Origin of the sequence: Lacrimispora amygdalina (assembly GCF_003432035.1) — a bacterium.
GTDB lineage: Bacteria > Bacillota > Clostridia > Lachnospirales > Lachnospiraceae > Lacrimispora > Lacrimispora amygdalina.
The window spans coordinates 132,800-156,844 of record NZ_QOHO01000012.1 but is presented as its reverse complement, the minus strand read 5'-3'; the positions used below and the strand labels follow the sequence as shown (position 1 = coordinate 156,844).

The 24,045-nt window shown below is 40.8% G+C and carries 25 protein-coding genes and 1 pseudogene; 14 read left to right on the top strand and 12 right to left on the bottom strand.

What is annotated here, in order from left to right:
- Positions 1–44: 44 nt before the first annotated feature.
- From DS742_RS03885 to DS742_RS03875, 3 genes are read right to left on the bottom strand one after another with little or no spacing between them, the layout of a single operon-like run.
- The gene (locus DS742_RS03885; protein ID WP_117415714.1) at positions 45–692 is read right to left on the bottom strand and encodes a PilZ domain-containing protein; all 648 of its coding nucleotides are present in this window, start codon (positions 690–692) and stop codon (positions 45–47) included.
- A 3-nt stretch (positions 693–695) separates the two neighbouring features.
- Positions 696–1,043, bottom strand: coding sequence for an EscU/YscU/HrcU family type III secretion system export apparatus switch protein (locus tag DS742_RS03880; RefSeq protein WP_117415713.1), 348 nt, complete (start codon positions 1,041–1,043; stop codon positions 696–698).
- The gene (locus DS742_RS03875; RefSeq protein WP_117415712.1) at positions 1,030–2,451 is read right to left on the bottom strand and encodes a hypothetical protein; all 1,422 of its coding nucleotides are present in this window, start codon (positions 2,449–2,451) and stop codon (positions 1,030–1,032) included. The genes DS742_RS03880 and DS742_RS03875 overlap by 14 nt, the downstream gene beginning before the upstream one ends.
- 127 nt (positions 2,452–2,578) lie before the next feature.
- On the opposite strand from DS742_RS03875, the gene DS742_RS03870 reads away from it, so the two are divergent.
- From DS742_RS03870 to DS742_RS03820, 11 genes are all read left to right on the top strand, one after another.
- Positions 2,579–4,699, top strand: coding sequence for a chemotaxis protein CheA (locus DS742_RS03870; protein ID WP_170313355.1), 2,121 nt, complete (start codon positions 2,579–2,581; stop codon positions 4,697–4,699).
- A gap of 26 nt (positions 4,700–4,725) precedes the next feature.
- The gene (locus DS742_RS03865) at positions 4,726–5,223 is read left to right on the top strand and encodes a chemotaxis protein CheW (RefSeq protein WP_117415711.1); all 498 of its coding nucleotides are present in this window, start codon (positions 4,726–4,728) and stop codon (positions 5,221–5,223) included.
- A 13-nt stretch (positions 5,224–5,236) separates the two neighbouring features.
- Complete coding sequence (locus DS742_RS03860; RefSeq protein ID WP_117415710.1) at positions 5,237–6,049, top strand: CheR family methyltransferase; 813 nt, start codon at positions 5,237–5,239, stop codon at positions 6,047–6,049.
- A gap of 139 nt (positions 6,050–6,188) precedes the next feature.
- Positions 6,189–7,235 carry a protein-glutamate methylesterase/protein-glutamine glutaminase gene (locus DS742_RS03855; protein WP_117415709.1) on the top strand — a complete coding sequence of 349 codons (1,047 nt, stop codon included), beginning with the start codon at positions 6,189–6,191 and terminating at the stop codon, positions 7,233–7,235.
- 106 nt (positions 7,236–7,341) lie between these two features.
- Positions 7,342–7,662: a flagellar biosynthesis anti-sigma factor FlgM gene (locus DS742_RS03850; RefSeq protein ID WP_117415708.1), complete on the top strand. Its 321-nt coding sequence runs from the start codon at positions 7,342–7,344 to the stop codon at positions 7,660–7,662.
- Positions 7,655–8,080, top strand: coding sequence for a flagellar export chaperone FlgN (flgN, locus tag DS742_RS03845; RefSeq protein WP_170313354.1), 426 nt, complete (start codon positions 7,655–7,657; stop codon positions 8,078–8,080). The genes DS742_RS03850 and flgN overlap by 8 nt, the downstream gene beginning before the upstream one ends.
- The gene (locus DS742_RS03840) at positions 8,077–10,119 is read left to right on the top strand and encodes a flagellar hook-associated protein FlgK (protein ID WP_117415706.1); all 2,043 of its coding nucleotides are present in this window, start codon (positions 8,077–8,079) and stop codon (positions 10,117–10,119) included. Before flgN ends, DS742_RS03840 begins: the two co-directional genes overlap by 4 nt.
- A gap of 14 nt (positions 10,120–10,133) precedes the next feature.
- Positions 10,134–11,144 carry a flagellin N-terminal helical domain-containing protein gene (locus DS742_RS03835; RefSeq protein WP_117415705.1) on the top strand — a complete coding sequence of 337 codons (1,011 nt, stop codon included), beginning with the start codon at positions 10,134–10,136 and terminating at the stop codon, positions 11,142–11,144.
- A gap of 21 nt (positions 11,145–11,165) precedes the next feature.
- Entirely contained in the window at positions 11,166–11,774 is a 609-nt protein-coding gene (locus DS742_RS03830) for a DUF6470 family protein (RefSeq protein WP_117415704.1), read from the top strand.
- Positions 11,775–11,794: 20 nt separating this feature from the next.
- On the top strand, positions 11,795–12,241 hold the full coding sequence (fliW, locus tag DS742_RS03825) for a flagellar assembly protein FliW (protein WP_117415703.1): 447 nt from the start codon (positions 11,795–11,797) through the stop codon (positions 12,239–12,241).
- 1 nt (position 12,242) lies between these two features.
- Complete coding sequence (locus tag DS742_RS03820; protein ID WP_117415702.1) at positions 12,243–12,497, top strand: carbon storage regulator; 255 nt, start codon at positions 12,243–12,245, stop codon at positions 12,495–12,497.
- Positions 12,498–12,499: 2 nt separating this feature from the next.
- Here DS742_RS03820 and DS742_RS03815 read toward each other — a convergent pair whose 3' ends face one another.
- Positions 12,500–13,741: a nucleotidyltransferase domain-containing protein gene (locus DS742_RS03815; protein ID WP_117415701.1), complete on the bottom strand. Its 1,242-nt coding sequence runs from the start codon at positions 13,739–13,741 to the stop codon at positions 12,500–12,502.
- Between the two features lie 157 nt (positions 13,742–13,898).
- Here DS742_RS03815 and DS742_RS03810 point away from each other — a divergent pair, with 157 nt between their 5' ends.
- Positions 13,899–14,612: a C39 family peptidase gene (locus DS742_RS03810; RefSeq protein WP_117415700.1), complete on the top strand. Its 714-nt coding sequence runs from the start codon at positions 13,899–13,901 to the stop codon at positions 14,610–14,612.
- A gap of 10 nt (positions 14,613–14,622) precedes the next feature.
- On the opposite strand, the gene DS742_RS03805 is transcribed toward DS742_RS03810, so the two are convergent.
- The 3 genes from DS742_RS03805 to fliD all read right to left on the bottom strand — a co-directional run bounded on the left by DS742_RS03805 (position 14,623) and on the right by fliD (position 18,161).
- On the bottom strand, positions 14,623–15,018 hold the full coding sequence (locus DS742_RS03805; protein ID WP_117415699.1) for a hypothetical protein: 396 nt from the start codon (positions 15,016–15,018) through the stop codon (positions 14,623–14,625).
- 71 nt (positions 15,019–15,089) lie between these two features.
- Positions 15,090–15,458, bottom strand: a complete 369-nt coding sequence (fliS, locus tag DS742_RS03800) for a flagellar export chaperone FliS (protein WP_117415698.1) — start codon at positions 15,456–15,458, stop codon at positions 15,090–15,092.
- A gap of 15 nt (positions 15,459–15,473) precedes the next feature.
- The gene (fliD, locus tag DS742_RS03795) at positions 15,474–18,161 is read right to left on the bottom strand and encodes a flagellar filament capping protein FliD (protein WP_117415697.1); all 2,688 of its coding nucleotides are present in this window, start codon (positions 18,159–18,161) and stop codon (positions 15,474–15,476) included.
- Between the two features lie 145 nt (positions 18,162–18,306).
- Between fliD and DS742_RS03790 the strand changes: the two genes are divergently transcribed.
- Together DS742_RS03790 and DS742_RS03785 are read left to right on the top strand one after the other, a co-directional pair.
- Entirely contained in the window at positions 18,307–19,077 is a 771-nt protein-coding gene (locus DS742_RS03790; RefSeq protein ID WP_117415696.1) for a ParA family protein, read from the top strand.
- 25 nt (positions 19,078–19,102) lie between these two features.
- Complete coding sequence (locus DS742_RS03785) at positions 19,103–20,086, top strand: late competence development ComFB family protein (RefSeq protein WP_117415695.1); 984 nt, start codon at positions 19,103–19,105, stop codon at positions 20,084–20,086.
- 120 nt (positions 20,087–20,206) lie between these two features.
- On the opposite strand, the pseudogene DS742_RS29725 reads toward DS742_RS03785, so the two are convergent.
- From DS742_RS29725 to DS742_RS03760, 5 genes and pseudogenes are all read right to left on the bottom strand, one after another.
- Positions 20,207–20,470 (bottom strand): annotated as a pseudogene (locus DS742_RS29725) (transposase); the annotation flags it as partial.
- A gap of 176 nt (positions 20,471–20,646) precedes the next feature.
- Complete coding sequence (locus tag DS742_RS03775; RefSeq protein WP_117415694.1) at positions 20,647–21,933, bottom strand: EAL and HDOD domain-containing protein; 1,287 nt, start codon at positions 21,931–21,933, stop codon at positions 20,647–20,649.
- A complete protein-coding gene (locus tag DS742_RS03770; RefSeq protein ID WP_117415693.1) occupies positions 21,926–22,846 on the bottom strand; it encodes a chemotaxis protein in 921 nt (306 codons plus the stop codon). The genes DS742_RS03775 and DS742_RS03770 overlap by 8 nt, the downstream gene beginning before the upstream one ends.
- Positions 22,847–22,929: 83 nt before the next feature.
- Positions 22,930–23,412: a chemotaxis protein CheD gene (locus DS742_RS03765; RefSeq protein ID WP_117415692.1), complete on the bottom strand. Its 483-nt coding sequence runs from the start codon at positions 23,410–23,412 to the stop codon at positions 22,930–22,932.
- The gene (locus DS742_RS03760; RefSeq protein ID WP_117415691.1) at positions 23,405–24,031 is read right to left on the bottom strand and encodes a chemotaxis protein CheC; all 627 of its coding nucleotides are present in this window, start codon (positions 24,029–24,031) and stop codon (positions 23,405–23,407) included. The genes DS742_RS03765 and DS742_RS03760 overlap by 8 nt, the downstream gene beginning before the upstream one ends.
- Between the last annotated feature and the right edge of the window lie 14 nt (positions 24,032–24,045).

Genomic DNA, 24,045 nt, shown 5'->3' with positions numbered 1-24,045 from the left:
CCTATAAGTAATGTATCGGCATAAAATGACAAGGTCATAAGCATTTACTGGATTTTTCTTCTTTTCAGCTGTTCCTGAAACGTGAATTTACGAACCATGGACTCCTGATAAGTGGATAAACCGAAATATCGGCTTCCATAGCGGTAAAATGGTTCTTCTCCATTCTCTGAGACTTCTCTGACCCATAAAACGCTTGCCTTAAGTCTGGTATCTCCGGCATCTGTCTCAAACATAAAGGAAAATATCTGATTCTCCTTTAGCTTTTCCGGCGATTCAAATCCGATTCCTCCGGCACTGATGTCTTTTAGCTTTGCTGGCAGGTGGATTACTTTTCCCTGTTCGTCAGCAGTTTCCAGCATAACAGGAATCGAGACCCTTACCTTTAGGTCTCTTCTTCTTTGCTCCACCCCAATGAGCTCATCAATTCTGCAGGGAACCTTATAAATGGCTCTTCCTAAGTCTCCGCTCTCAGTTCCAACTACTTTGACTCTTGCAGACAGACTGCATTTGCATGTTACAAGTCCCTGTATGCCATCATAGAATACAATAACCGATTCCGTATTGACCTTATCCATGTCTTCTTCCTCAAAGATCAGCGCCATACTATCCTTCTCGGAATCAACCACTTTTACCTCTGCAAGAAAAACGCCATCAAATGAATAAATACAAGCCTTATCACATTCCCTTAACATAAATTATTCCACCGTTTCTTCTATTATTGTTTCCTCTTCCTCTGTCTCTTCCAAATCTTCTTTTACTATGTCTTTTTGTTTACCAGGTACATAATCCAGAAAATAAAGGTAGATGTCTACAATAGCCTGGTACAATTCTTCCGGGATCTGACTCCCTAATTCAAGCTGTGTGAGTATGGTAGCAAGGGAATTGTCCTCATAAACAGGGATTCCGTTCTCATTGGCTAATTCCACAATTTTTTCTGCCGTATAACCCATTCCGGATGCAACGATTACCGGAGACGGATTTTTTGCATCATCGTATTTTAAGGCAACCGCCTTTTTATTGAGTGTACTTTTAAATTCTGACATCGACTGAATTCTTCCTTTCCTGTATTTTAGGAAATACCGATACAAGAGAAGAAGGCCCCTCTCCCGCCTGGAGGATCACCCGATCAGCACGGAGGTGATTTTTTTCGAGAATCCCCTTAATTCCTCGCTGGATACTGGCTTCTGATTTTTTCATCTTCTCGGGATAATAGAGCTGGAAGGATGAAGTGTTTTCACCATAAAGCATTAACAGTCTGAACTGGCCAAGCTCTGCTATTTCAAATTTAATGAAAATTCTTGCAACCCGTTCTGCGCCTGCCTGGGTGCTGCTGCCCTCTTCATCCGGATCAATCCACATCTCGGTGAACAGTTTTCTGCCATTAATATCCATAGGAAAAGCCAGATGGAGAAGCGGCATATATACGCTTTCATTCATTACAAGTGACTGGATTATATTCAGAAACATCTGTCTGTTTTCAAGTCCTGCTCCACCGCTGACTCCGGTTCTTAAAAAATCAACAAATTTGTCTGACCACTGATTTTTTCCTGCTGCCTGATCCATATCAACCTGGCTAAGCAGCTCTCCAAACTCTTCTGCAGTCGTGGAACCAAAATGCTTGCGAAATCCCTGATAGCCCGTAAGCTTTGCAAATGCCTGAAGGACTTCCTGCCTGTTTCCGTTTTCATATCTGGCCATAAGCACCGTCAACAGGGAAATTTTGTCACGTATGGTACCCATATCATGGTTTGCAGCAATGTAACGGCCTAAAAACGGAAGGATCTTTTCTTTCAGCAGAGCACTGTTTCCTTCTGTATCTCCTTCTGCTGCATTTGTATCCAGTTCCTTAAGCATCTCCCCGATCTGGGCAGCGGTCTGCTTAAATACATACCCTTCCATATCTTTCACTGTATTAAATATATCATGAAGAATATGCTTTCCGGAAGACATATCGTTAAATTTTTTTATAAAATTTAAAATATCTGCTTTTAAATCCACAGAGCCTGTCTCAGCCATGACCTGCCTTAACTGGTCAAAAATTCCCCCATTGAAGCGGACTGATGATTCTGTCTGCTCTTTTAAAAAGCCCAGAACATCTTCCTCCTGCATCTGGGTGGCTTTAAAAAAAGAAGCGATCTGCCTGGCTGCTTCTTCCCCCATCACACCTCCGGTTAACATCTCTTCTCCCTGGAAAAAAATATCGGAAAATATCCGGGAAATATCCGGTGAATTTTTTATCATATTGAGAAATGTACCAAAATTGGAACGATACTGAAATGCCAGCTGCTGTTCCTGATTTCCTCCGGAATCAGTCCGGTTATCCCCCCGCATCACTTTCGACGGATCTACAGGATTCTGTATCTGCGGTCCCTGGCCTGCCTGGGGGTTATTTTTAATCGTTGAATTATCATAGCCGGACATTGGAGTTGTTACTTTCAGAATATCTGCCATATTATGCCTCCATACAAGTTGTGTTTCATATATTTTTTTCAAAAGGTTATTCGATTTACTATTATTTTTTTTCCAGCCATACCGATAAATAATTATATACTATACTAGACAAGGCGGTGTAAATATTATGGATAACGGCATGGATAATATGCTTGATATGTATCTCTTTGAAACCAATTCCCTATTGGAGCAATTGGATGAACTCCTGATAGAAGCCGAAAAAGCAGGAGATTTTACGGTGGACGATGTGAATGAAATTTTTCGTATCATGCATACCGTTAAGGGTTCTTCTGCAATGATGGAGTTTAATTCTTTGATGCAGATCGCTCATCACATTGAAGATTTATTCTTTTTTATCCGTGAGAACGGTTTGGATTCACTTGAAAGTTCTCACAAAAGCACCCTTTTTGATTTAATGTTCCGCTCTACCGATTTACTTCGTGCTGAAGTTTCAAAGATTCAAAACAATGAACCACTTAGTGATAATGTCGACAATCTGACCGAGGAAATTAATAGTTTCCTGAAAAAAATCAGTAAGGATAATAAAGATGCACCTGCAGAAGCCAAGAAACCGGAAAAGCCGGCAGTAAAAGAATGTGCAAAACCGGCAGCTTCTTCTCCCGTTACAGCTGTGGATCTGGACGAAGTCCGCATGGATCTTGCAGAATGCCCGGATGATAACTCCCCCTATTTTCTCCGTATCTTTTTTGACGAAGGCTGCGGAATGGAGAACCTCCGCGCATTTATGCTCATCAGCTCATTAAAGGAATCCGGTCTGGAATTTAATTTTTATCCCAGCGATGTGGAAACCAACAGTCAGAGCAGTTCTTTCATTATTGAGAAGGGATTTTTTCTCGCTCTTGACTCCCGTGAGACTGCAGATACAGCAATCTCCCAGATTAACAACATGAATAACCTCCGTTCTTATGAGCTGATTCAGAATGTACGGGCAAAGAGTGCAGTGGAAGAAAAGACAGCAGAGACTGCCGCCGCTCCCGTTAACCGTGAAAATACCGCACCCGCAAGCACACCCGCCGCAAGCACCAGTCATCAGATGCCCAGCAAGCAGAATCTGATCAGTGTTAATTTAGCAAAGCTTGATAACCTCGTTGCAATTGTTGGAGAGATCGTCATAACTGAATCCATGGTAACCTCTTCACCTGAAATCCAGAATCTGAAGAATCTGGACAGTTTCTTAAAGGCCACCAGACAGCTTCGCAAGCTGACAGATGATCTGCAGGATATTGTTATGTCTCTGCGCATGGTTCCTGTTTCCGGTGTATTCCAGAAAATGAACCGTATTGTAAGAGATATGAAGCAGAAACTGAAAAAAGATGTCCGCCTTACAATTGTGGGCGAGAATACGGAAGTTGACAAATCTATTGTGGACAGTATCGGTGATCCGATTATGCACATTGTACGTAACTCAATGGATCATGGAATCGAGGAGACTGCGGAAGAACGTATCAGAGTTGGGAAAAATCCTCAGGGCGAAATCATTCTTTCTGCCAGCCATACGACCAATGAAGTCATTATTTCCATACGTGATGACGGACGGGGTGTGAATCCTGCCGGTGTTCTTGCAAAAGCAAAGAGAAACGGAATTCTTACAAAGCCGGAAAGCGAATACACTCAGAAAGAGATTCTTGCTCTCCTGTTAGCTCCGGGCTTTTCCACCAACGAAACCGTTACCGAGTTTTCAGGCCGCGGCGTGGGTATGGATGTAGTGAAGAAGAACGTGGAAGCAATCGGCGGAACCGTTACCATTACAAGCGAACTCGGAAAGGGAATGTGCACCACCTTAAAGATCCCGCTTACCATGGCAATTGTTGACGGTATGGAGATCTCTGTTGGTAAATCAGTATTTACGATTCCGATTGCCAATATCCGCCAGTCTTTCAAGGTGAAAAACGAAGAAGTTATTTATGATACAGAAGGAAATGAAATTATCAGATGCATGAACCAGTTCTATCCGATTATCCGGATTCACAGACTCTACAATATTGAGACAGAAGTGACCAATATTGAAGACGGTATCCTGGTATGGGTTGAGTCCGGTGATAAATCCTATTGTCTTTTCGTAGATGACCTTCTGGGCGAACAGCAGGTTGTTGTGAAGCCTCTGCCGGTATACTTAAACAGCTTTAATATCAAAGATTCCGGTATCAGCGGATGTACCATTCTTGGTGACGGCAATATCAGCATCATATTAGACGTTTTAAATCTGTATGCTGCAGCTCATAATTAATTTTAATTAGAAATGGAGGAATACAAATGTCAGCAGAAAGTACTAAAACAGCTATGGATGGTGCAGATAATTTATCACATGACGATTTTATTTCTGGCGCAACGGAAGCCATGGAGCGTTATCTCACCTTTCGCACCGATAATTTAATTTTTGGTGTAAGCACAAACTATATAATAGAAATCATTACCAATCATGTCATTACTGCCATGCCTATGATGCCAAATTACGTAAAGGGCATTATCAATTTAAGAGGCCAGATCGTACCGATCATCGATATACGTCTGAGGCTGGGGAAGCCGGCCATTGAATACACCAGCACTACCTGCGTCATCGTGCTGAATGTTGATTCTGTATTCATCGGCATTATTGTAGATGCAGTGGAGCAGGTACTGGATATCGATTATTCCAGAATTTCCTCTGTTCCTGCAAGCAACCGGGAAGAACTGGTCAGCGGCATGATATCCATGCCGGACAACAAAGTTGTTCTGCTTCTGGATTGCGAAACATTAGTTAATAACTCATAAAGGACGGCTATCTATGTTAACACTCTCACAGCAAGACTTCACACGGCTGGTTCAGTTCGTGAAAAAAAATTACGGCATCGATCTTTCTAAAAAGATGCAGCTGATTATGGGGCGGTTATCCAATACCATTATCTCTATGGGATACACCTCCTTTACGGATTATATAGATCAGATCACCTCATCAAGAAACCCAGCCGACCTTGAAGTAATGCTGAATAAGCTTACAACAAATTATACTTATTTTATGAGGGAAGAAGCCCATTTTAATTTCTTCCGGGATACCATTCTCCCATATTTGTTAGCCACTAAGAAAAACAAGGTTTTAAGTATATGGAGTGCAGGCTGTTCTTCTGGTGAGGAACCCTATACAATTTCAATGATTATAAAGGAAACCCTGGGGGCGCAGGCCGCCCTCTGGGATACCCGGGTTCTGGCTACCGATATATCCCAGAACGCTTTGCGGGCTGCAAAGGAGGCCGTGTACGACGAGGACTCCCTCAAAAATTTATCACCTGCATGGATATCCAAATATTTTGTTAAAACAGCAGAAAAGGGGATCTATGCGGTAGCACCTTCCATTAAATCCAATGTTATTTTCCAGACATTTAATTTAATGGATCCCATTCGGTTCCGATTGAAATTTGATGTCATTTTCTGCAGAAATGTAATGATTTATTTTGACCAGAACACCAAAGACGCTTTAATCCAGCGTTTCTATGATGCGACTGCTCCAGGCGGCTATTTACTGATTGGACATTCGGAGACGATAAACAAGGAAAAAACACCTTATAAATATCTCATGCCAGCTACATACCGAAAAGAATAATCTGCCTAATATAAAATCTATTTACTGGTGTTAAACCCGGTAAATGGATTTTATATTACACAGATTTATCCATATAATATGGATGACCATAAAATCATTTTCTGACTGTATAGTTTCAGTATAAAGAATGGAGTATATTATGAATGAGAAAATTAAAGTTTTTATAGTAGATGATTCCATGCTTTTTCGCAAGGTTTTAATTGATAATCTCTCACAGAATCCAAATATAGAAGTAGTCGGGTATGCCATTGATGCATTTGATGCAGAGCGCAAAATCCCAGCAGTAAAACCTGATGTGGTTACGGTAGATGTGGAAATGCCTCGTTTAAACGGGATTGATTTTGTAAAAAAACTGCTACCGATCTATCCGGTTCCTGTAATTTTAGTTTCATCCCTGAATTTAAATGTATTTGAGGCTCTTTCTGCAGGAGCTGTAGACTTTGTAAGGAAGCCGGATATGTCTATGAGCATTAATACCAATACATTTCTTAATACATTAATGAGCAAGATATTTATAGCCTCCCGTGCAAAAATCAAGGTTCCAGCAAAAGCGGTTCCTCCTGCCGTTCCTGTCGCTGCATTAGGAGGGAATAAGCCTTTCGGCCTGAATGCCTATAATACAGTTATTGCGATCGGCGCTTCAACCGGAGGAACCGAGGCCACGCTCCAGGTTTTAAAAGATCTTCCTGCAGACACGCCCGGCATCGTAGTTACGCAGCACATGCCAGAGGGTTTTACCAAGATGTATGCAGACCGTTTAAACCGTCTCTGCCATATGAAAGTGAAAGAGGCACAAAGCGGTGATGCGATTGAACGGGGTCAGGTACTGATTGCTCCCGGTGATTACCAGATGAAAGTGGTCCGTGTGGGAAACCGTTACAGTGTAAACTGCTATTCCGGTGAAAAGGTAAGCGGACACCGGCCTTCTGTAGATGTACTGTTTCAGTCCGTCGCAGACACAGCAGGCGCTTCCTCCGTTGGTATTATTATGACCGGTATGGGCCGTGACGGAGCAGACGGACTTCTCAGTATGAAGAAGAAAGGTGCTTTCACAATCGGACAGGATGCGGAAAGCTGTGTGGTGTACGGAATGCCCATGGTCGCCTACAACATAGGTGCTGTGAAGACCCAAGTTTCCTGTTCTAACATTTCCAATGTGCTTTTAAAGCATTTATACTCACTTTAATAAAGAAAATACAAGATAAAAAGTTAATATTTCTTATAAATTGACGATAATATAACTGTGATATAAAAGTAAAGTTATATAGAAGCTCTCAGAAAGGAGTAATTTCATGCGTATCTCATCGAATTATCTTAATACGCTGTATAATACATCCATGATACGACAAAATCAGGACTCCAGCAGCCCGGCTTATGAATCAGCAAAAACCAATTACGATGAAATCACCATACGTTCCGCTTCCCTGGAAGATATGGATTCCAAATTTGCTGCCACGCTAAAGAATATGCTCATGAATGAAATCAAGAATCCGGCGTCCGACGAAAAGCTGAATCAGTTAAAGGAACGAATGGAAAGCGGTACCTATCAGGTAGATGCCAATAAGATCGCAGAGAAGATTCTCTGGTACAAAGGAGCAGATAGCAATGAATGAGTTTACAGCTGTAGTGGAAGATCTGGTTGAACTCTTCGAAGAGTTGATCGAGATAGAACAGATAAAAATAGAAGCGGTAAAGAAGAACATGGTCTCTTATGTGGAGGACTGCATGAACAGGGAACAGGCTGCAGTGTTAAAGCTGAGAGGTCTGGAGAAAAAACGGGAAACCTGCCAGAAGAACATGGGTTTTGAGGGATATACCTTTAAACAGATACTGGAAAACACAACAGGTGAAGAACACAGCCGGCTCCAGATGCTGTTTGACACACTCTCCCACCATGTCAGCCTTTTTCAGGATACAAACGAAAGTGCCCGGGCTATGCTTGAAATAAGCTTACATAATATTAACAAAGCCATCCTGCGCACACATCAGAATAACGCAAAAGATAAAAAGAATTGGGAGGGTCTCATATGACACGATCTACATTTTCCGGCTTTACAATTGCTCAGCTTGCTATGTCCGCCAGTCAGCGAGCCCTTGATGTTACCGGACAGAATATTGCCAATATTAACACGAAGGGGTATACAAGACAGCAGGTCGACCTTGTCAGCCTTAATTTAAGGGGGGCCGATCCCACCAGCAGTAACCCGGGATCAAAGATTGGTTATGGTGTTGAGATCACAGGAATCTCCCAAGTCAGAGATCCGTTTCTCGATGTACAGTATCGTAACCAGATTGCGAAAGTAGGCACTGCTGATGCCCGCCAGGCAGGTCTGGACCAACTGGCGGATATCTTTGACGAAACAGACAGAGATGCTTTAAAAACGGCTCTCAGTAATTTAAGCAGCAGTTTAGACCAGTTATCTTCTAATGCAAACAACAGCGAATTTGACAGTATTGTGCGTTCCAGATCTCAGGTTCTTTTAAACTATATTCATCAAAAGGCTACAGATTTAAAGACCACCCGGGAAGAGACAATATACGGTCTGGAGAACACAGATATAAAAACCGTTAACGGCCTTCTCTCTGATATTGGTGAATTAAACGATACTATTTGGAATGGTCAGATATTGGGTAACCCATCTCTGGAACTGATGGATCAGAGAAATAACAAGCTGGATGAGCTTGCTGGTTATCTTCCTATCAGTGTAAGCTACAAAGAGGTTACTATTGGATCCAGTGAAAAATATAATTACCCTGTTGTGACATTTAATGGATCCAATGGGCTGAGCTATGAACTGACAGCCGGAGAGCATGGAGAAAATTTTGCTACCTTTTCCATGGAGGAGCATAAGGACTCAGACGGAAACCCTGATGGAACCGTTCGCATTTCTATGATTCCAGCCACCAATTATCCCAAGGGTGTGGATACTTCTTCTCTGAAGACGGATGTTACCGATTATTTAAAAGATGGTTCTATAAAAGGTACAGTGGATTTGCTAAATAAATCCGGCGAGCTGGATGATCCTGCTACGGATTTCAGAGGATTTGGATATTACGAAAAAACACTCGATTCCTTTGTTCAGACCTTTGCAAAGACCTTTAATGATTTAAATGGTAACATGCAGCCTTACACAGGAGCCAATGTCATGCCATCTTCCGGTGCAGCCAATGCCATGACAACCAATGGAACACAGAAAGCAGAATTTGCTTTCGGGTTTTCCAATACAATCGGCAACTTTTTAACTGGTGAGACAATTAATTTTAATGGTACTGAATATACATTTGGTGACGGTTCAGCAGGTACCATTGAAATTGGTGACACCCTGGATAAAAGCCTTGAAAATCTGGCAGTTAAGCTTAATACAGGTTTTGCCAGCTTAAATGTGAATGGCTCATCTGTACCTGGTCAGTGGAAATATAGTGTCAGTGGCAAAAAACTGGTTTGGACCAGTGATTCAGCCATGGCTTCCGGAACAGTCATCACAAAAGACAGCATTAAGTTTACAGACAATAACACAATCAGCTTTTTGTACAAAGCAAATCCTTACAACGTTAAAAATTTCGATTTATTCAAGACATCTGACGGCAGTAAGAAATTTACTGCATCAAATATTAAAATAAACGACGACTGGATGAATAACTCCATTCATATTATTTCTTCCCATGATCCGAATGCAGGATCTACAGCTAATGACAATATTCTTAAGATGCTTAAATCATTAACTGACAGCAGAGAATTTAAATATGAATATACCAAATTGGATAGCGGCGGTAATAAGACAACCAATTATATATCATTTTATACGGGAAACTTTTCCCAGTGCTATTCAACTCTGGAGAATAATCAGGGTATTGACAGTTCAACAAACAAGGCAATACTGGATAATCATGTTTCAGTTGTAAAGCAGACTGCCAATAATAAGGATTCAGTATCCGGTGTATCATTAGATGAGGAAGGTATAAATCTGATGCATTATCAGAAATCCTTCAGTGCAGCTGCCCGTTTTATGACAACTCTGGACCAGGCACTCGATACTCTAATCAACAATACTGGAGTAGTTGGCAGATAAAAGGAGGTTAGTAAATGAGAATCACCACAAATGCGATTATAAGAGATTACAAAACCAATCTTTCAACATCAATCAATAACTTAAATATTTCACGAACCCATGTTATGACTCAGCGAAGTTTTAATAGTGCCGCTGAGGATCCTGCTTCTGCCGCCAGAGCCTCACAGCTTCACCGGAAATATTACAAGAACCAGGATAACTTAAAAATGCTGGATGAAGTGCAGTCCAGACAGGATGGTCAGGAAGATTCACTGAGACAGGTTTCTGATATGGTTAAAACGATCAGTAAAAATTATAATATTCAGGCATTGAATGGAACCAATCAGACTAAGGAAGTACGTCAGAGTTATGCTTCTGCTATCCGCCAGTTTCAGCAGTCCATGGTACTTAGTCTGAATTCATCTTATGAGGACACTTTTCTTTTTGCGGGCTCCGATGGAAAGAACCCACCCTTTGAACTGACATCTGATGGTACTCTTAACTATCGTGGAATTGATGTCAATGCACCCAAAGGATCTGCTGACTACGAAAAACTAAAGACCTTGTCAAATGAAAACCTGTATGTTGATCTTGGAATGGGATTATCAATGGATGATTTTGATCAGGTTGTTTCTTCCAGTGCCTTTAACATGTCTCTTCCAGGAATCAATGCGGTTGGATACGGGGTTGATGATAAAGGAATGAGCAATAACATAATTGTAATGGCCGGTAAGCTTGCAGATGCATTGGAAGCAGAGACTTTTGATGCAGATCAGTACCGTGATCTAATGGTCAAGTTTGATACTCTCAATACCAGTCTGCAAAATCAAATTACAGAGTTAGGTGTTAAATCCGAATTTTTAACCACTACAAAAGACCGGCTTGATAATGCCGAAATATCGATACAGGAACAGATGTCAAGTGTGGAAGGCGTTGACATGGCGGAGGCTATTACCAATTACTCTTGGGATCAATACGCTTATAATGCTGCATTGAAAGTCGGAACCAGCATTTTATCCTCGTCATTCATCGATTTCATGCGCTAAGGTTTACAGGAGGGATTTTATATGGAACCATTGCTTCAGATAAAAACCATACCAATAAAATATGAGATGAAGATACAGAAGGCCGAACTCAGATATACAAAATCTAAGACCGATGTATTAATAAATAATGAACACGGTGGCCTGGACATTAACAGCAAACCGATTAAGCTGTACCTTGATACTTACGATGCCCGCAGTTCAATTTCTCCAACCACCATGGAAAGCGTCCGTCAGGCCGCTGCTTCCGGATTGGAGGCTGCATCAGAAGCTACTGCTACCTATACAGAGGAGGCTGCACTATTGTTAGACGCCAAAGTTTCTAATCCCCTTGATCAGATTTTCCGTCAGCGTGCTCAAATGCCCACAGGAGAATTTGGATTAGCTTTTATTCCAACTACAGGTCCGGATCTCGAATGGTCTGCCCCGGATCTGAATATTAAGTATCAAATGGATAAGATTAGTTTTGACATCAGGGCCGCTAAGGGAGATTTTGAATTCATACCTGGCAGCATTGAAATTTCCATCACTCAAATGCCAGATGTAGAAATAGAATATATCGGCAAGCCGATGTATGTTCCTCCCAGTGCTGCTAAATATTTTGATCACACCCCGATTGATGTCCTGGCTTAAATTTATATTTGGAGGTACACATGGAAATAAAAACGCAATATTTTGGTTCAATTCCCTGTTCTGAGGAGGAACTGATTCATTTTTCTGACGGTTTATTTGGATTCTCAGAATTAAAAAATTATGTACCCCTTGCATTTCAGGATAACAGTGATGCCCTGATATCTCTGCAATCAATTGATGATTGTAGAATATCATTTATACTTATGAATCCGTTTCAGCTATATTCCGAATACGCTCCTGTTTTATCTGCAGAAGACAGCAATTTATTAAAAGCTTCCTATGATGAAAAAAATATTTCTTATTATGTGATCTGTGTCATACATGACCAGATGGAAGAAAGTACTGTTAATTTAAAGGCCCCCATCGCAGTTAATACAGATACCAGAGAAGCAAAACAGATAATTTTAGATAACCCTCTTTATAAATTCCGCCATCCAATCAAAGACTTTATGAAAAGGGGGAAATAATATGCTGATACTTCAGAGAAAAAAGGAACAGGCTCTAAACATTGGCGATAACATTTCGATTACTGTACTGGAAATCGGAAATGATTGGGTCAAATTAGCAATTGATGCTCCCAGAGATGTATCTATATTAAGATCCGAATTGGTAGAAGCAGTTTCTGCTAATCAGGAAGCAGTTTCTATTCCTCTGAATGCCGGATCAATTTCTAAAATAAAAGAGTTTTTTTCAGAGCAACACAAAAACAGCGAAAATACCTGATATTACTTGGGTATTTCCGCTGTTTCTTTTGATTCTTCCTCTGTATTCTCACTCTTTGCTTTCTTATTAATAATAGGGAGCCTTTTTACTGCCTTCTGAAACAAGCTTTTTAACTTTGGAAACACGTTGTTCCGTAAAGGGTTTGTGCATAATCTGCTTAAATATCGCAATAACCGTATTATCCAAAATAACGGCAATAAAATTCTAATCTTCCCTAATAAGGGATATATCGTTTCCATATATCTTCGATCAGGAAAAAGCCAGGCAACCATCTTTCTCATTTCTTCCAATCTTCGGTTCCTTGCATAGCAATCTGCAACCGTCTTAATCAAAGGCAGAAGCTTTGAGCTGATCTCTCTTCCATCTGTTCCCTTTGACAGGATATAAGACTCCATAGCTTCATAGATTTCAACATTTTCAATAACTGCACCAGTTCCAAACCATCGCAGGATCAAATGTTCCAGGCGCTCTGCAAAATCAGCTATTTTTAATTTTTTTAATCTGCCATATATATATGGCCAATTAAAATTTTCACCATAAGTCTTATAAAAAATCCAAAAATCCATAATCTGGCTTAAACTGATATTTCCCCTCGCATAACTATCAGTCAGTCTGCACATCAAAAACAGGTATCTGTCATCAAGGGGCAGTTCACGAATATATCTGCTTCCAGCCTGGAGTGGAGATAATTTAAGCAGGCTCCTAAAAAACCTGCGCATGGAGGCACTGAAAAAAAGTGTATAGTCAAAATTTAACACTCTTATTCCAGGAATACGATAATACAACCTTCCAGCCTCATCTGTTCTGCGTTCTTCGAAATCTATCTTTTCCAGAATCCCCCATATCACACTGGTACATTTTCTACTGGACCCAATCTCAATCGACTCACGGCAGCACATCTCTTCGATTGGATAATGTTTTACTATATCTGAATAACTGAGATAAAAGCAGTTAATTCTTTCACGTTCCAACAGTGCCACCAGCTGCGTCTCGCTTTTCTGTAAACGTCCTACCCGATAAACTGATTCTAAATATTTATCGAAAAACTGTTGTCTTACCGCTTGGGGTATCTCCTCGTCAAGCCCCAGAATACCATAATGTACAGCATGTGCCACACCATGGTAATCAGCTAACCGAAACATCTTTTCCCAATCAAGTGATCGTATGGGCTCTGGTGAAGGTTTCTGATTCATCACTGCAGATAGTAATATTAGTAAATACCGCTCTTCATAACCTTTAATCATTCATTTTTCCATCCTTAATTAAATCCCATGTGCCACACACCGCCTGCAATATCATACAGGTCTATAATATATATATCGGACTTTTCATCTCAATCTTAACTTTATGGAGTGTCTATCCGATAAATAACATATAATATTAAAGTTAAAGGTGAGCCGTATGAACAGATTATTTAAAACACTATTCAAGACCCTGTTCGTAATCGTCATCCCGTTTGCGATTTTTTCTTCAAATTATCAGATTGACGGATCAGCCGCTGATGTCTCTCAACCTACAACCTCGCTACTGCCTGAGACAGTTGAAGCAGATATTCCTCAGGAAGGCAAATACGATGTAATGCTGGACAGCGTTTGCGGTCCTCTCACTTATTATAATCAGGCTGATGCCAGATGGGGAAATTATCTGTGGGGGGGAAGAGATCCTCTGGTTACCTATGGATGCGGACCTACTGTTATGGCCATGGTCATAACCAGTCTGACTGGTAATCAGGTCCTTCCAACCGATATGGCAAACTGGGCCGCAGTCAATAACAGCTGGTGCCCCGGACAGGGTTCTTATCACCGCCTCATTCCTGACAGTGCGTCAGCATATGGTCTTTTAGTTTCACCGATTAAAAACCGTACCGTAGAGGGGATTAGGAATGCATTGGATTCCGGACAACTGGTTATTGCCTTAATGAGAAAGGGACATTTTACTCAGCAGGGACATTTTATTATCATAACAAGTTATACCGCTGACGGTTCCTTTCGTATCGCGGATTCTAATAATTATGATAATACAAAGTGCAATTGGGATCCTGCTGTGATACTGCATGAACTGAATTACCGAGCATCCAATGGAGGACCACTTTGGGCTATTTCTCCTCCAAAGTAAAAAGCTATATTTAATTATAAAAGGAATGGGTACCTGCGATACGCGTACTGATGTGTCTGTCGATTTCAATAGTACGTTTCAGTATATGCTGGATATTCTTTCCTTTTTCCATTATTTTTTCTGATATCTGTTCATTTGGATTCCAGTTTTCCTGCCCTTTCACCCAATTATCCACTTTGGCAGCTTCTTCCGGAGGCAGAACAGATATAAGACAGTTTATATTTTTAGTAAACATATCAGCCTTATCCATCTCCTCCTGGCGCATTCCCAAAAGCATCTGTACTGAAGTCTGGTCATTGCGGGAAAGGAATTCACCAACTTCACGGGTTATCCTCTCTATTTCTGCCATACACTGATATTTTTTCTGCATCTCTTTTAGAATCTCCAACAGTATGGATTCTTCCATTTGTACTTCCTCCTGTTTGCAGCTTATTGATAAATGGCTGGAGAGAACGTTCCTCTCCAGCCTGAATAAAATCAACCGCCGATGCGCTGTGCCTCTCTAAAGGAGTCCCTCAGATCCACAATCAATGGTCTGATCTCTCCTATTACTGCAGAATTCCTGCCTGCTTTAATACGAACTAATTCATAAAGGAAAAACTCATAAAGACGTTTTAATTCATTACTTATTTCATATTGAAAATTAAGAGTATCTCTTAAGTATGTAACTATATCCATAGACCGTTGTATGGACTGCTCGAAAAGTTCATAATCTTTATTTTCCAATGCCAATTCTGATCTGGTCAGCCGCTTTAATAATTCATCATATAAAAGATTAAGCATTTCGCCCGGAGTCATTGTATTCACGGTCTGTTCCTTGTAATGTTGATATCCATTTACTGCCATCTTACACTCCGTTCCTTATGAACCAAAGGATTGACTCAACCAGCTGCTTTGAGAATTCATCTGGGAAATCAATGTTTCCAAATTGGTAAATTGCTTGATATACCGGTCTGTCTCTGTTTTAAGCTGTTTGTTAAGCCGGTCAATTACAGTATCCTGGCTGTCCATGGACTTCTGTAAAGAATTCTTAAGAATACTGGTAGGTGCATAAACGGAACCAGCTTTTTCAATCAGAATACCCTTTGTCGCGCCTGTTGTACTAGCATACTTTTCCGTAATCTCAGACATTCTGGCCATGACACCGCCTTTGTCGCCTGTTGATGGATCCGCAGCTCTTGTGAACAATTTCTGTAAATCTGCTGAATTCGATTCCAATGATGCCCTGAATTTTGTCTCATCAAGAACCAGCTTACCGTTATCACCGTAATTTGTGCTTGTCGATATTCCAAAAGAAGCCAAAGCAGCTTTATCAGCAGAACCACTTTCAAAAATAAACCTCATGCTGTCAGAAAGGCCACGTAAATCTGAATCATTAAAAAGCAGGCCTGTTTTAGCCTTTTCTTCCCATTTTTTAATCTGATCCTCTGTCATATCCGCTTTCTGTTCATCTGTAAGAGGCTCATAACTGCGGTTTGGTTTGGTGGAAACCTCTTTATTCACCAGTTCAATCATATCATTATAATCTTTAATCATATCTGTGACAGCTTTCACAATACTGTCAGAATCAGTCTTGGCATTAAATTTAACAGGTTCTGTTCCTTCAATCAATGTATCTCCGCTATAGCCGAATGTACCATTCAGTGTGATATTCAGACCATCCATATTGAACGTGTTACTTTCACGCGTCAGATTTACCACATCATCGGATCCGGCATATTTAACACTGACAATAGCGTCTTGTCCCTGGGTTACAGTATAGTCTGTATCCTTTACACCAAACAGCATCTCTGCATCAGAACCCTCGATTTTAACATCACCGGCTACCCCGCCAACGGTAGACTGAATCAAAAATTTATCTGCATTCTTCATATAGCTGATTGAAACTTTGGCATCCGAACTATTTATCTTGTTCATAATGTCGGTAATTGTGGAATTATACGTTAAGCCTTTTATGTCCACACCATTAATTTTTAATTTCATCTCACGGCTGTCTACGTAAGAATTCAGCTTGGTGTTCAAATCACCAACATTGGCTGCTGACTCATAATCTATAGCATCATTAATACTGCTTAAATCCTGATCTGACATGTTAGGATTTTTTGTAGCGATCAACTGTTTTAAATCGGCTATAGATGTACTGTCATTTACAAGGCTTCCAAGTTCCTTAATCGCAGCCTGAGCCTTTATGGATCCTGAAAAATAGGTAGTGTCCTGATCCAGTTTACCTTTTGCGATCAGGTTTTGCTCAATATTTTTTAAACCTGAGTCTGCTAAAGATGCATACGTATTCAGGCGGTTTGATTCGCCGCTTGAAACTCTTAATGCACCATTTTTACCAAGTACACCGTTATCTGCACTTGATAAAGACAGAATTGATGATGTATCATCTAAACCTGTAGCTGCATCTTTTGTCTTAAATACAAGCTGATATTTTCCGTCAACAGTATTCAGCTGAGTATCGACTTTTATTCTTCCAGTACCAAACTGATTGTCCAGTTTTCCCTGCAGATCGGCAGCAACAGACTTGAGGGCTGTTTCATCATTGCCTCCTGCATCTGTTACCATCTGCTGGATATCTGCAGCACTGGCAAACTGAATAGACTTAGTTGTACCGTTATAAGTAAAGCTGATATTCGTATCGCCAACACGCTGGGCAAATGTCTTCGGTTCAAAAAATTTCTGATTATTCATAAAATCAGCTGTAAAACCTGTACTGGTAATGGTTCGTGCTTCAGTACTTAAACTATTAAAATTTGTAAATCCAAGAGCTTTAATCGCGGTTTCACTTCCACCGTCGAAAAGAATTGTATTGCCTGCTGTATCAGCAGATTTGAAATTCAGTTTAAAAGGGGTACCTTCAAGATTCGCCGGATCAGCCGGATCAGCCGTAACTTTAATCACATCTGCCAATGTTTTTCCGTCACCAATGGACACCTCTTTTAAAGACCTTGTAATAGACTCCTGAGCCTTTATACCATTGGAATAATCATAGGTATATCCATCTGTAGTAGTACCGCTTTTTAAAGAGACAGAGTATGATTTGGTCCCATACTTAAAATACAGATACTGTCCTTCCAGATTACTCACCTGGCTTTCTCCCAGGTTAATGCTGCCAGTTGTAAGACTATTATCAGATACTACTGTTTTAGAGGTCATGGATGCATTCTTGGCAAGCTGTTTTACCCCTACTATAGACATTGAGTCAGATAGGGCTGAACTGCCGGATACGCTGACATAATTGCTGTTAGCGCCCACAGGTGTAATACTGCTTTTAGCCCAAAAGCTGGGACTGGATAAATTGGTAGACTGATTCGTATAAGAGGTGTATTTTTTGGAGAACTCCACAAGCTTTGAGCTGATGGAACGATACGACTCCTGTTGCCATGCATAGGTCTGTTTCTTCTTCTGCTGTTTTGCAATCTTCGCCTTTGTGGATGCTGTCATGCCCTCAATCAGAGTATCTCTGTCCAGACCACTTGCCAGACCACCGTAACCCCTTAAGGAAGAGGCTGAACTGTTTTTGATACTATTCAATGCTGTTGCCATACGAATAACTCCTTTCTTAACTATCTAAATAATCCATTTTTCGTCAAAAATCGGTTTTTTTTATGTTTTGGCTATACTTATTTATCGTCATATTGTATACTAAAGATAATAGTATTATCTTAATTTACGAATGGAGGAATACAATTTGTCAACTGTAATTACTATTACAAATCAAAAGGGCGGCGTAGGCAAAACCACCACTTCCTGTTCCCTTGCCTGCGGTCTTGCCATGAACAATAAAAGAGTACTGGCCGTTGATTTAGACCCTCAGGGTAATCTGGGATTTAGTCTGGGACTGGAAATTGAAAACTGTGCAACAATCTACGAGGTATTTCAGGGTTCTGCCACTCTGCAGGAGGCTATCCGTCCTGCAAAATATTGCGACGTGATATCATCTAATATTCTTTTAAGCGGCGCTGAGCTGGAATTTACCGGAAAGCAGAGAGAGAGTATGTTAAAGAATTTACTGTCTACTGTTGCCGGTTATTACGATTATATTATTATTGATACTCCCCCCGCTCTGAATATTTTAACAGTTAATGCCTATGCTGCTGCGGATTATCTGATTATTCCCATGGTTCCTGAGATTCTTAGTCTTCTTGGAGTTTCCCAGATCAAGGATACCATTAATACTGTCCGTGCTTCTGTTAACCCAAATCTGGTCGTACTGGGAATTCTGCTGAATAAATTTAATCCCAGAACGCTGCTGTCCAGAGAAGTGAAGGAGATGGCTCAAAGCATTGCTTCTCAGATCGGGACACGTGTTTTTGAAACGCATATAAGATCCAGTGTCAGTGTCGCGGAAGCCCCCGCTCAGGGAGAAAGCCTGCTGGATTATGCCCCAAGATCCAATCCTGCTCAGGATTACAAAGCTTTGGTAACGGAAGTTCTTGACCTGATTAAAAAATCAAAATAATTTAACTTGAGAGGAGCATATAAACATGGCTAGGAAAAGCAGCAAAACAGCTCATGTCATGAATCTTCTGGCCGGAGGTGAGGCTGAATCTTCGAAATCAGAAGCTGCTAAGGAAAATCTTGCTGCCAGCCAGGCAGCCGAGTCAAAGGGAACAATTAAAGAATTGACAGTATTGGCTCAGCAGGCCTCCATACAAATGCAGGAGGGACCCTTGTCTCCCAGCCCAATTTCTATTATTGACCTTTCTTCTTCCGTACAGGATCCGGTAGCTGAATTAATCAGGCAGCAGCTTGAGGAAGATGAGAAGGCAGAGAACCAAACTGACTTAAATCAAGACGGGGCAGATAATGCAATTGCAGAACCTGAAGAGGAATCTGTTTCTGACTTAACGGAACCGGATTTTGATGAGAAACCACCAACTGATACAGAAGAATTACCAGCAGCCGAACCGTACACCGAACCGTCTGACAATCAGACAAATACGGAGAATGAACATAGTAATTCAGATGGATTCGATACTGATGATGGAGTTCCAACGGATCTGTCAGATAGTGATAACCGTATAGCAGCGGATCTGTCGGACACTGATATACAGATTCCAGTTGATCTGCCGGTCGCAGACGACCAGATTCCAGCTGATATATCAGACACTGATGAGCAGCTTCCAGCTGATCTGCCGGTCGCAGATGACCAGATTCTAAGAGATCTGTCGATCACTGATAATCCTTCCCCTCCTCTCACTCCTAATTTTAAATATTTAAATGTTATGGAACATGTAGTGGAGAATATTGCAAAGGATTATATGGAGCGGCTTGGTGGCTGTACCTGTGAGCGCTGTATTGCTGATGTCATTGCACTGACATTGACAAAACTTCCTCCCAAATATGTGGTGGTAGAACCTCCGGCTGCCTCTCCCCTGCTGAATTTCTATTCCAGCCGTTTCGCTCCTCAAGTAATTGTAGAAGTGACAAAATCCTGCTTTACAGTAAAAGAAAACCCACACCATTAAGTCAATGTCATTAAGTTAACTTTGGTACAAGGACTAGGGATTTCGAAAAGAGGTTGAAGAATTGTTTTCTTCAGCCTCTTTTCTGTATTTTTAGATACTACAATTAGACGGATACAATTGCTTATTTTCAATGACTACGTGCGAGGTAATCATTTCTGCAAAGGTATACATTATTAGATGCGCATAAATTTCCTGCTGGATACACATCACCTTTTTTGAATGAAAATCTAGCATTCCAATCGTATATTTCAAATCCCTAAAAGATGTCTCAATTCCCCAACGCGACGCGCAATACGTTTGTGGGTTATCCGCAACACTTTTGATTTCAGACATTAACAGTTTCCTTACATGTTTTGGTTTTATGTGTTTCCTCCTTGCAATCATTTTTTTCTTAATTACAACGGCACTCTCGCTACCTCTTTAACCAATCAGTAGCGAGAGCGGTCGCACATTTCTTTTCTCATGTCAGCATTTTCTCTGAAAAAGCAGTAAAAAAGACCCCATACCATTGTTTGGTATGGAGATCTCATTCTTTCAACTTAACTTAATGACATTGACCATTAAGTGCGGGTTTTTTTACTTACAGGCATTTCAGCTTCCTGCTCTGTATTGCTGCTTGTCAAACCGTTCCAGATCTCATTAACAGCTTCTACACAATCCATATAAGTCTGTGCCAGCTGTCCGGATGGTATATTCAGCTTATCGGAAAGCTGCTTTACTTTTTTCCATTCTGCGCTTTCATAGCTAAGAATCAATTCGTATAAATCACCGCAGATTCCTTCCTTACGGATAAGTGCATCTTTTATTTCCTGGGCAACGGGAACTTCTTCAAGTATCTCTTCCAAAGGTGCATTGATCATGTATTGAAGTGTAGAAAACATACCCATCATATATACTTCCGACCGTATAATGGGAAGGTTCTCAATATGATCTGAAATAGTCATTGCAAAACTTGCTCTGAGGAATGACAGCTTCATCATCGCTTCCAGAGATTCTTCATTATCAATGTCATTATTGAAACTTAGTAAATATACCCATTGCTTCAACTGACTGATTCCCATGGTAACCAGAGCCTGGCGTATGGAAGAAACCCTGCGTCGAAGGGCAAAGTATGCGGAATTAACGATCTTTAGAAGGGCATAGCTTAATGCGGCATCTCTGCTTATAATTTCTTCAATCTTTTCAATATCCGGTTCATCTTTGGATACTTCGACTACCAGCTGGAAGAAGTTACCCTCTAAGAATTCCATGCGGTTTACTTTTCCGGCCATGGCTTCCGCGACATAGCTTCCTTCTGCATAATCTGCGCCAACCTCAATTGCAAGATCATAATCAGCCATGGAGCTGACCCCTGTGACGATACACTTCTTATCAAATCCCTTCATTGTATTAATGAGATTTTTAAGAGAGATCCGTTCTTTCCCTTCCTGCTTGTTTCTGATATCAATCTTTATGTAGGTAACATAATCCAGCATGGAGAAATATTTGGGAGAAAACTGGAAATCATTGATCGCAAACACATACCCCTCTGCCTTGTATTTTCTTATGATGGTTGGAGACAACGGGTGAATCATGACGTGATCTTCTATCTGAATCACCATCTTCTCCTTATCAAAAATCTTCGGTGTGTTCCGAAACAATAAAGAAGGAGTAAATGTAACAAAAGTAAGCTTATCATGGAAAATGCTTTCTGTATTCTGCATCAGGAATCCTGCAATTGTGTCAGCAGCAGCTACATCGGAGCTGCTGTAAAGCGAATCATAGTCCTTCTGAAACAATACTTCATAGCCGATAATCCTGTCCTCCTTCAATGCCTTTATAGGCTGCCGGGTGACATACTTATCCATTCGTCTTCCTCCTCTGAAGTAAATGATCAATTACTTCCACCAGATGGGCGATTTCCGGCTTGCTCAGCTGTTCATCTGCTCCCAACTGTTTTCCTTTTATCATCAGTTCCTGATTAATCATGGAAGAGAATATTACCAAAGGAATGTGTTTTAGTTTCTTATCTTCTTTTACCAGCTTTGTAAGACGGTGTCCATCCATCTCTGGCATCTCAATATCTGTAATAATCAGGCTTACCTTTTCATCTAAATCTGAATCGTCTCTTATCTGGCTTAAATAATTCCAGGCTTCCTGACCATTGTTCTTAAAGGTAAGATTTTCATAGCCGGCTTTTTTAAGAGCAGCCTCAATCATTTTCGTTAAAAGGATAGAATCTTCTGCAATCAGAATTGGATTGGCAACAGATGCTCTCTTTCCAAGCTTATTAATATCATCCAGCTGGATTCCGGTCTCAGGAGCAATGTCAGCAACGATTTTTTCAAAGTCAAGGATCGTAACAAGATCAGTTCCACACTGAGCGATTCCAGTCGCTACTCCTTCATCTCCACGGCTTATGGTGTCATCCGGCTTCTGGATATTCTTCCATGAAATGCGGCTGATACCCACTACGCTATGAACACGGAAAGCAATGTGCAGCTTGTTGAAATTGGTGATAATAAACAGATCCTTGCCTTGTTTTTCACCTTTATTTCCAGTCAGGTAATAAGGGAGATCGATTACGGTAAGAAGAAGATCCCTTGGTTTAAAAATACCCTCTACGGCTGGGTGGGCATGGGGGATCGGCTTCACCTTATCTGACATCATAATCTCACGTACTTTAGCAACGTTAATTCCATAAAGCTCACCGTAAATGGTAAATTCCATTATTTCAATTTCATTCGTCCCTGATTCTAATAAAATCTCTGTTTCTGCCATACTTTTTCTCCTTTATCCCAATATAATCCAGCAAAAACAACTGCCTGTTAATTTATCGGCAGCTTTCTGCAAGTTCATAATGTTTACAAAACAATTTCTGCTCTGCCGTAAGTTCTGATTTTAACCTGCCCCGTGCTTACATCCATAGACATCGTACGTGCATAATTTTCTCCGACATCCAAAGCTGCCAGCCGGATTCCCTCTTTTTGAAGAATCTGTTTTACACTTACAATATTGCGGGCACCAATATTACCGAGAGTACTGTTTCCCTGCAGCTCGAACATTTTAGCCCCCCCTGCAATCTTTGCGATAAGCCTTTGCTTTCTGGCTCCCAGGATTTCTATCTTTCTGAATGTCTCAGCAAGTCCCGTATCTGCATACTTAAATATATTTCCGTCTCCTGATCCATATACTTCAGGAAGCATAATATGTACAAGTGCCCCCAGTTTTATCATCGGATCGTACAAACAGATGCCAATGCAGGACCCCAGCGCATAGGTGATCAGTGTCCCCTCCTGTCTGGCAAATTTCATGTCCGCAATTCCTACCGTTATCTGTTTATCCATTTACAATCCCCAACTTTTCCATTAAAAAGTTCAATGACATGATATCCGGCATCATCAGTAAGTCACTGTGAAGGACTTTTCCTCCTATTATAAACTGTCCGCTTATCATCATCATCTTATCTGTCTGATATCCGAATTCCACCATGGGAACGCTTAAGATCCCTCCCAGCATATTAACTGCAATATCAGGTACAGAAAGATTAATTGTAACCTCACTGAGTGTTGACATTGCATTTACATAAGACGAAATAATAATATTACCAATCTCTTCTAATGCGGAAGTCTCTAAAACATTGAGCTGGTAATAATCTTCAATCTCCTCCTGCATGACACTGGATAAGACTTCATTAATAAAATCCATTTTTAAAATGAACAGCATTAAACCATTGATTTCTCCTGTCATCTTTACCAGGATAGCCGCCACAATCTCCTCCGGATCTCCCAGAAATTTAATGGCTTCGTTATATCCAAGAATCTGAACATCCGGAAGTGTCATTCGAACTGTCTTGTTCAGCATGGAAGAAAGTGCGGTAGCCGCATTGCCTGTACCAATACTGCCTATTTCCCGTATCAGATCAAGTCCAAGCCCATTCATTTCGTCATAACGTGTTATTTTCATATGATCGCCCTCTT

Excerpts from the sequence above, each read along its gene's own strand:
- DS742_RS03775 (WP_117415694.1), bottom strand. The coding sequence starts at position 21,933 with ATGGATAAGTATGTCACCCGGCAGCCTATAAAGGCATTGAAGGAGGAC.
- DS742_RS03770 (WP_117415693.1), bottom strand. The coding sequence starts at position 22,846 with ATGGCAGAAACAGAGATTTTATTAGAATCAGGGACGAATGAAATTGAA.
- DS742_RS03850 (WP_117415708.1), top strand. The coding sequence starts at position 7,342 with ATGCGTATCTCATCGAATTATCTTAATACGCTGTATAATACATCCATG.
- DS742_RS03870 (WP_170313355.1), top strand. The coding sequence starts at position 2,579 with ATGGATAACGGCATGGATAATATGCTTGATATGTATCTCTTTGAAACC.
- DS742_RS03810 (WP_117415700.1), top strand. The coding sequence starts at position 13,899 with ATGAACAGATTATTTAAAACACTATTCAAGACCCTGTTCGTAATCGTC.
- DS742_RS03785 (WP_117415695.1), top strand. The coding sequence starts at position 19,103 with ATGGCTAGGAAAAGCAGCAAAACAGCTCATGTCATGAATCTTCTGGCC.
- DS742_RS03765 (WP_117415692.1), bottom strand. The coding sequence starts at position 23,412 with ATGGATAAACAGATAACGGTAGGAATTGCGGACATGAAATTTGCCAGA.
- fliW (WP_117415703.1), top strand. The coding sequence starts at position 11,795 with ATGGAAATAAAAACGCAATATTTTGGTTCAATTCCCTGTTCTGAGGAG.
- DS742_RS03805 (WP_117415699.1), bottom strand. The coding sequence starts at position 15,018 with ATGGAAGAATCCATACTGTTGGAGATTCTAAAAGAGATGCAGAAAAAA.
- DS742_RS03855 (WP_117415709.1), top strand. The coding sequence starts at position 6,189 with ATGAATGAGAAAATTAAAGTTTTTATAGTAGATGATTCCATGCTTTTT.
- DS742_RS03885 (WP_117415714.1), bottom strand. The coding sequence starts at position 692 with ATGTTAAGGGAATGTGATAAGGCTTGTATTTATTCATTTGATGGCGTT.
- DS742_RS03865 (WP_117415711.1), top strand. The coding sequence starts at position 4,726 with ATGTCAGCAGAAAGTACTAAAACAGCTATGGATGGTGCAGATAATTTA.
- DS742_RS03830 (WP_117415704.1), top strand. The coding sequence starts at position 11,166 with ATGGAACCATTGCTTCAGATAAAAACCATACCAATAAAATATGAGATG.
- fliS (WP_117415698.1), bottom strand. The coding sequence starts at position 15,458 with ATGGCAGTAAATGGATATCAACATTACAAGGAACAGACCGTGAATACA.
- DS742_RS03840 (WP_117415706.1), top strand. The coding sequence starts at position 8,077 with ATGACACGATCTACATTTTCCGGCTTTACAATTGCTCAGCTTGCTATG.
- DS742_RS03760 (WP_117415691.1), bottom strand. The coding sequence starts at position 24,031 with ATGAAAATAACACGTTATGACGAAATGAATGGGCTTGGACTTGATCTG.
- DS742_RS03815 (WP_117415701.1), bottom strand. The coding sequence starts at position 13,741 with ATGATTAAAGGTTATGAAGAGCGGTATTTACTAATATTACTATCTGCA.
- DS742_RS03835 (WP_117415705.1), top strand. The coding sequence starts at position 10,134 with ATGAGAATCACCACAAATGCGATTATAAGAGATTACAAAACCAATCTT.
- DS742_RS03875 (WP_117415712.1), bottom strand. The coding sequence starts at position 2,451 with ATGGCAGATATTCTGAAAGTAACAACTCCAATGTCCGGCTATGATAAT.
- DS742_RS03860 (WP_117415710.1), top strand. The coding sequence starts at position 5,237 with ATGTTAACACTCTCACAGCAAGACTTCACACGGCTGGTTCAGTTCGTG.
- flgN (WP_170313354.1), top strand. The coding sequence starts at position 7,655 with ATGAATGAGTTTACAGCTGTAGTGGAAGATCTGGTTGAACTCTTCGAA.
- DS742_RS03880 (WP_117415713.1), bottom strand. The coding sequence starts at position 1,043 with ATGTCAGAATTTAAAAGTACACTCAATAAAAAGGCGGTTGCCTTAAAA.
- DS742_RS03820 (WP_117415702.1), top strand. The coding sequence starts at position 12,243 with ATGCTGATACTTCAGAGAAAAAAGGAACAGGCTCTAAACATTGGCGAT.
- fliD (WP_117415697.1), bottom strand. The coding sequence starts at position 18,161 with ATGGCAACAGCATTGAATAGTATCAAAAACAGTTCAGCCTCTTCCTTA.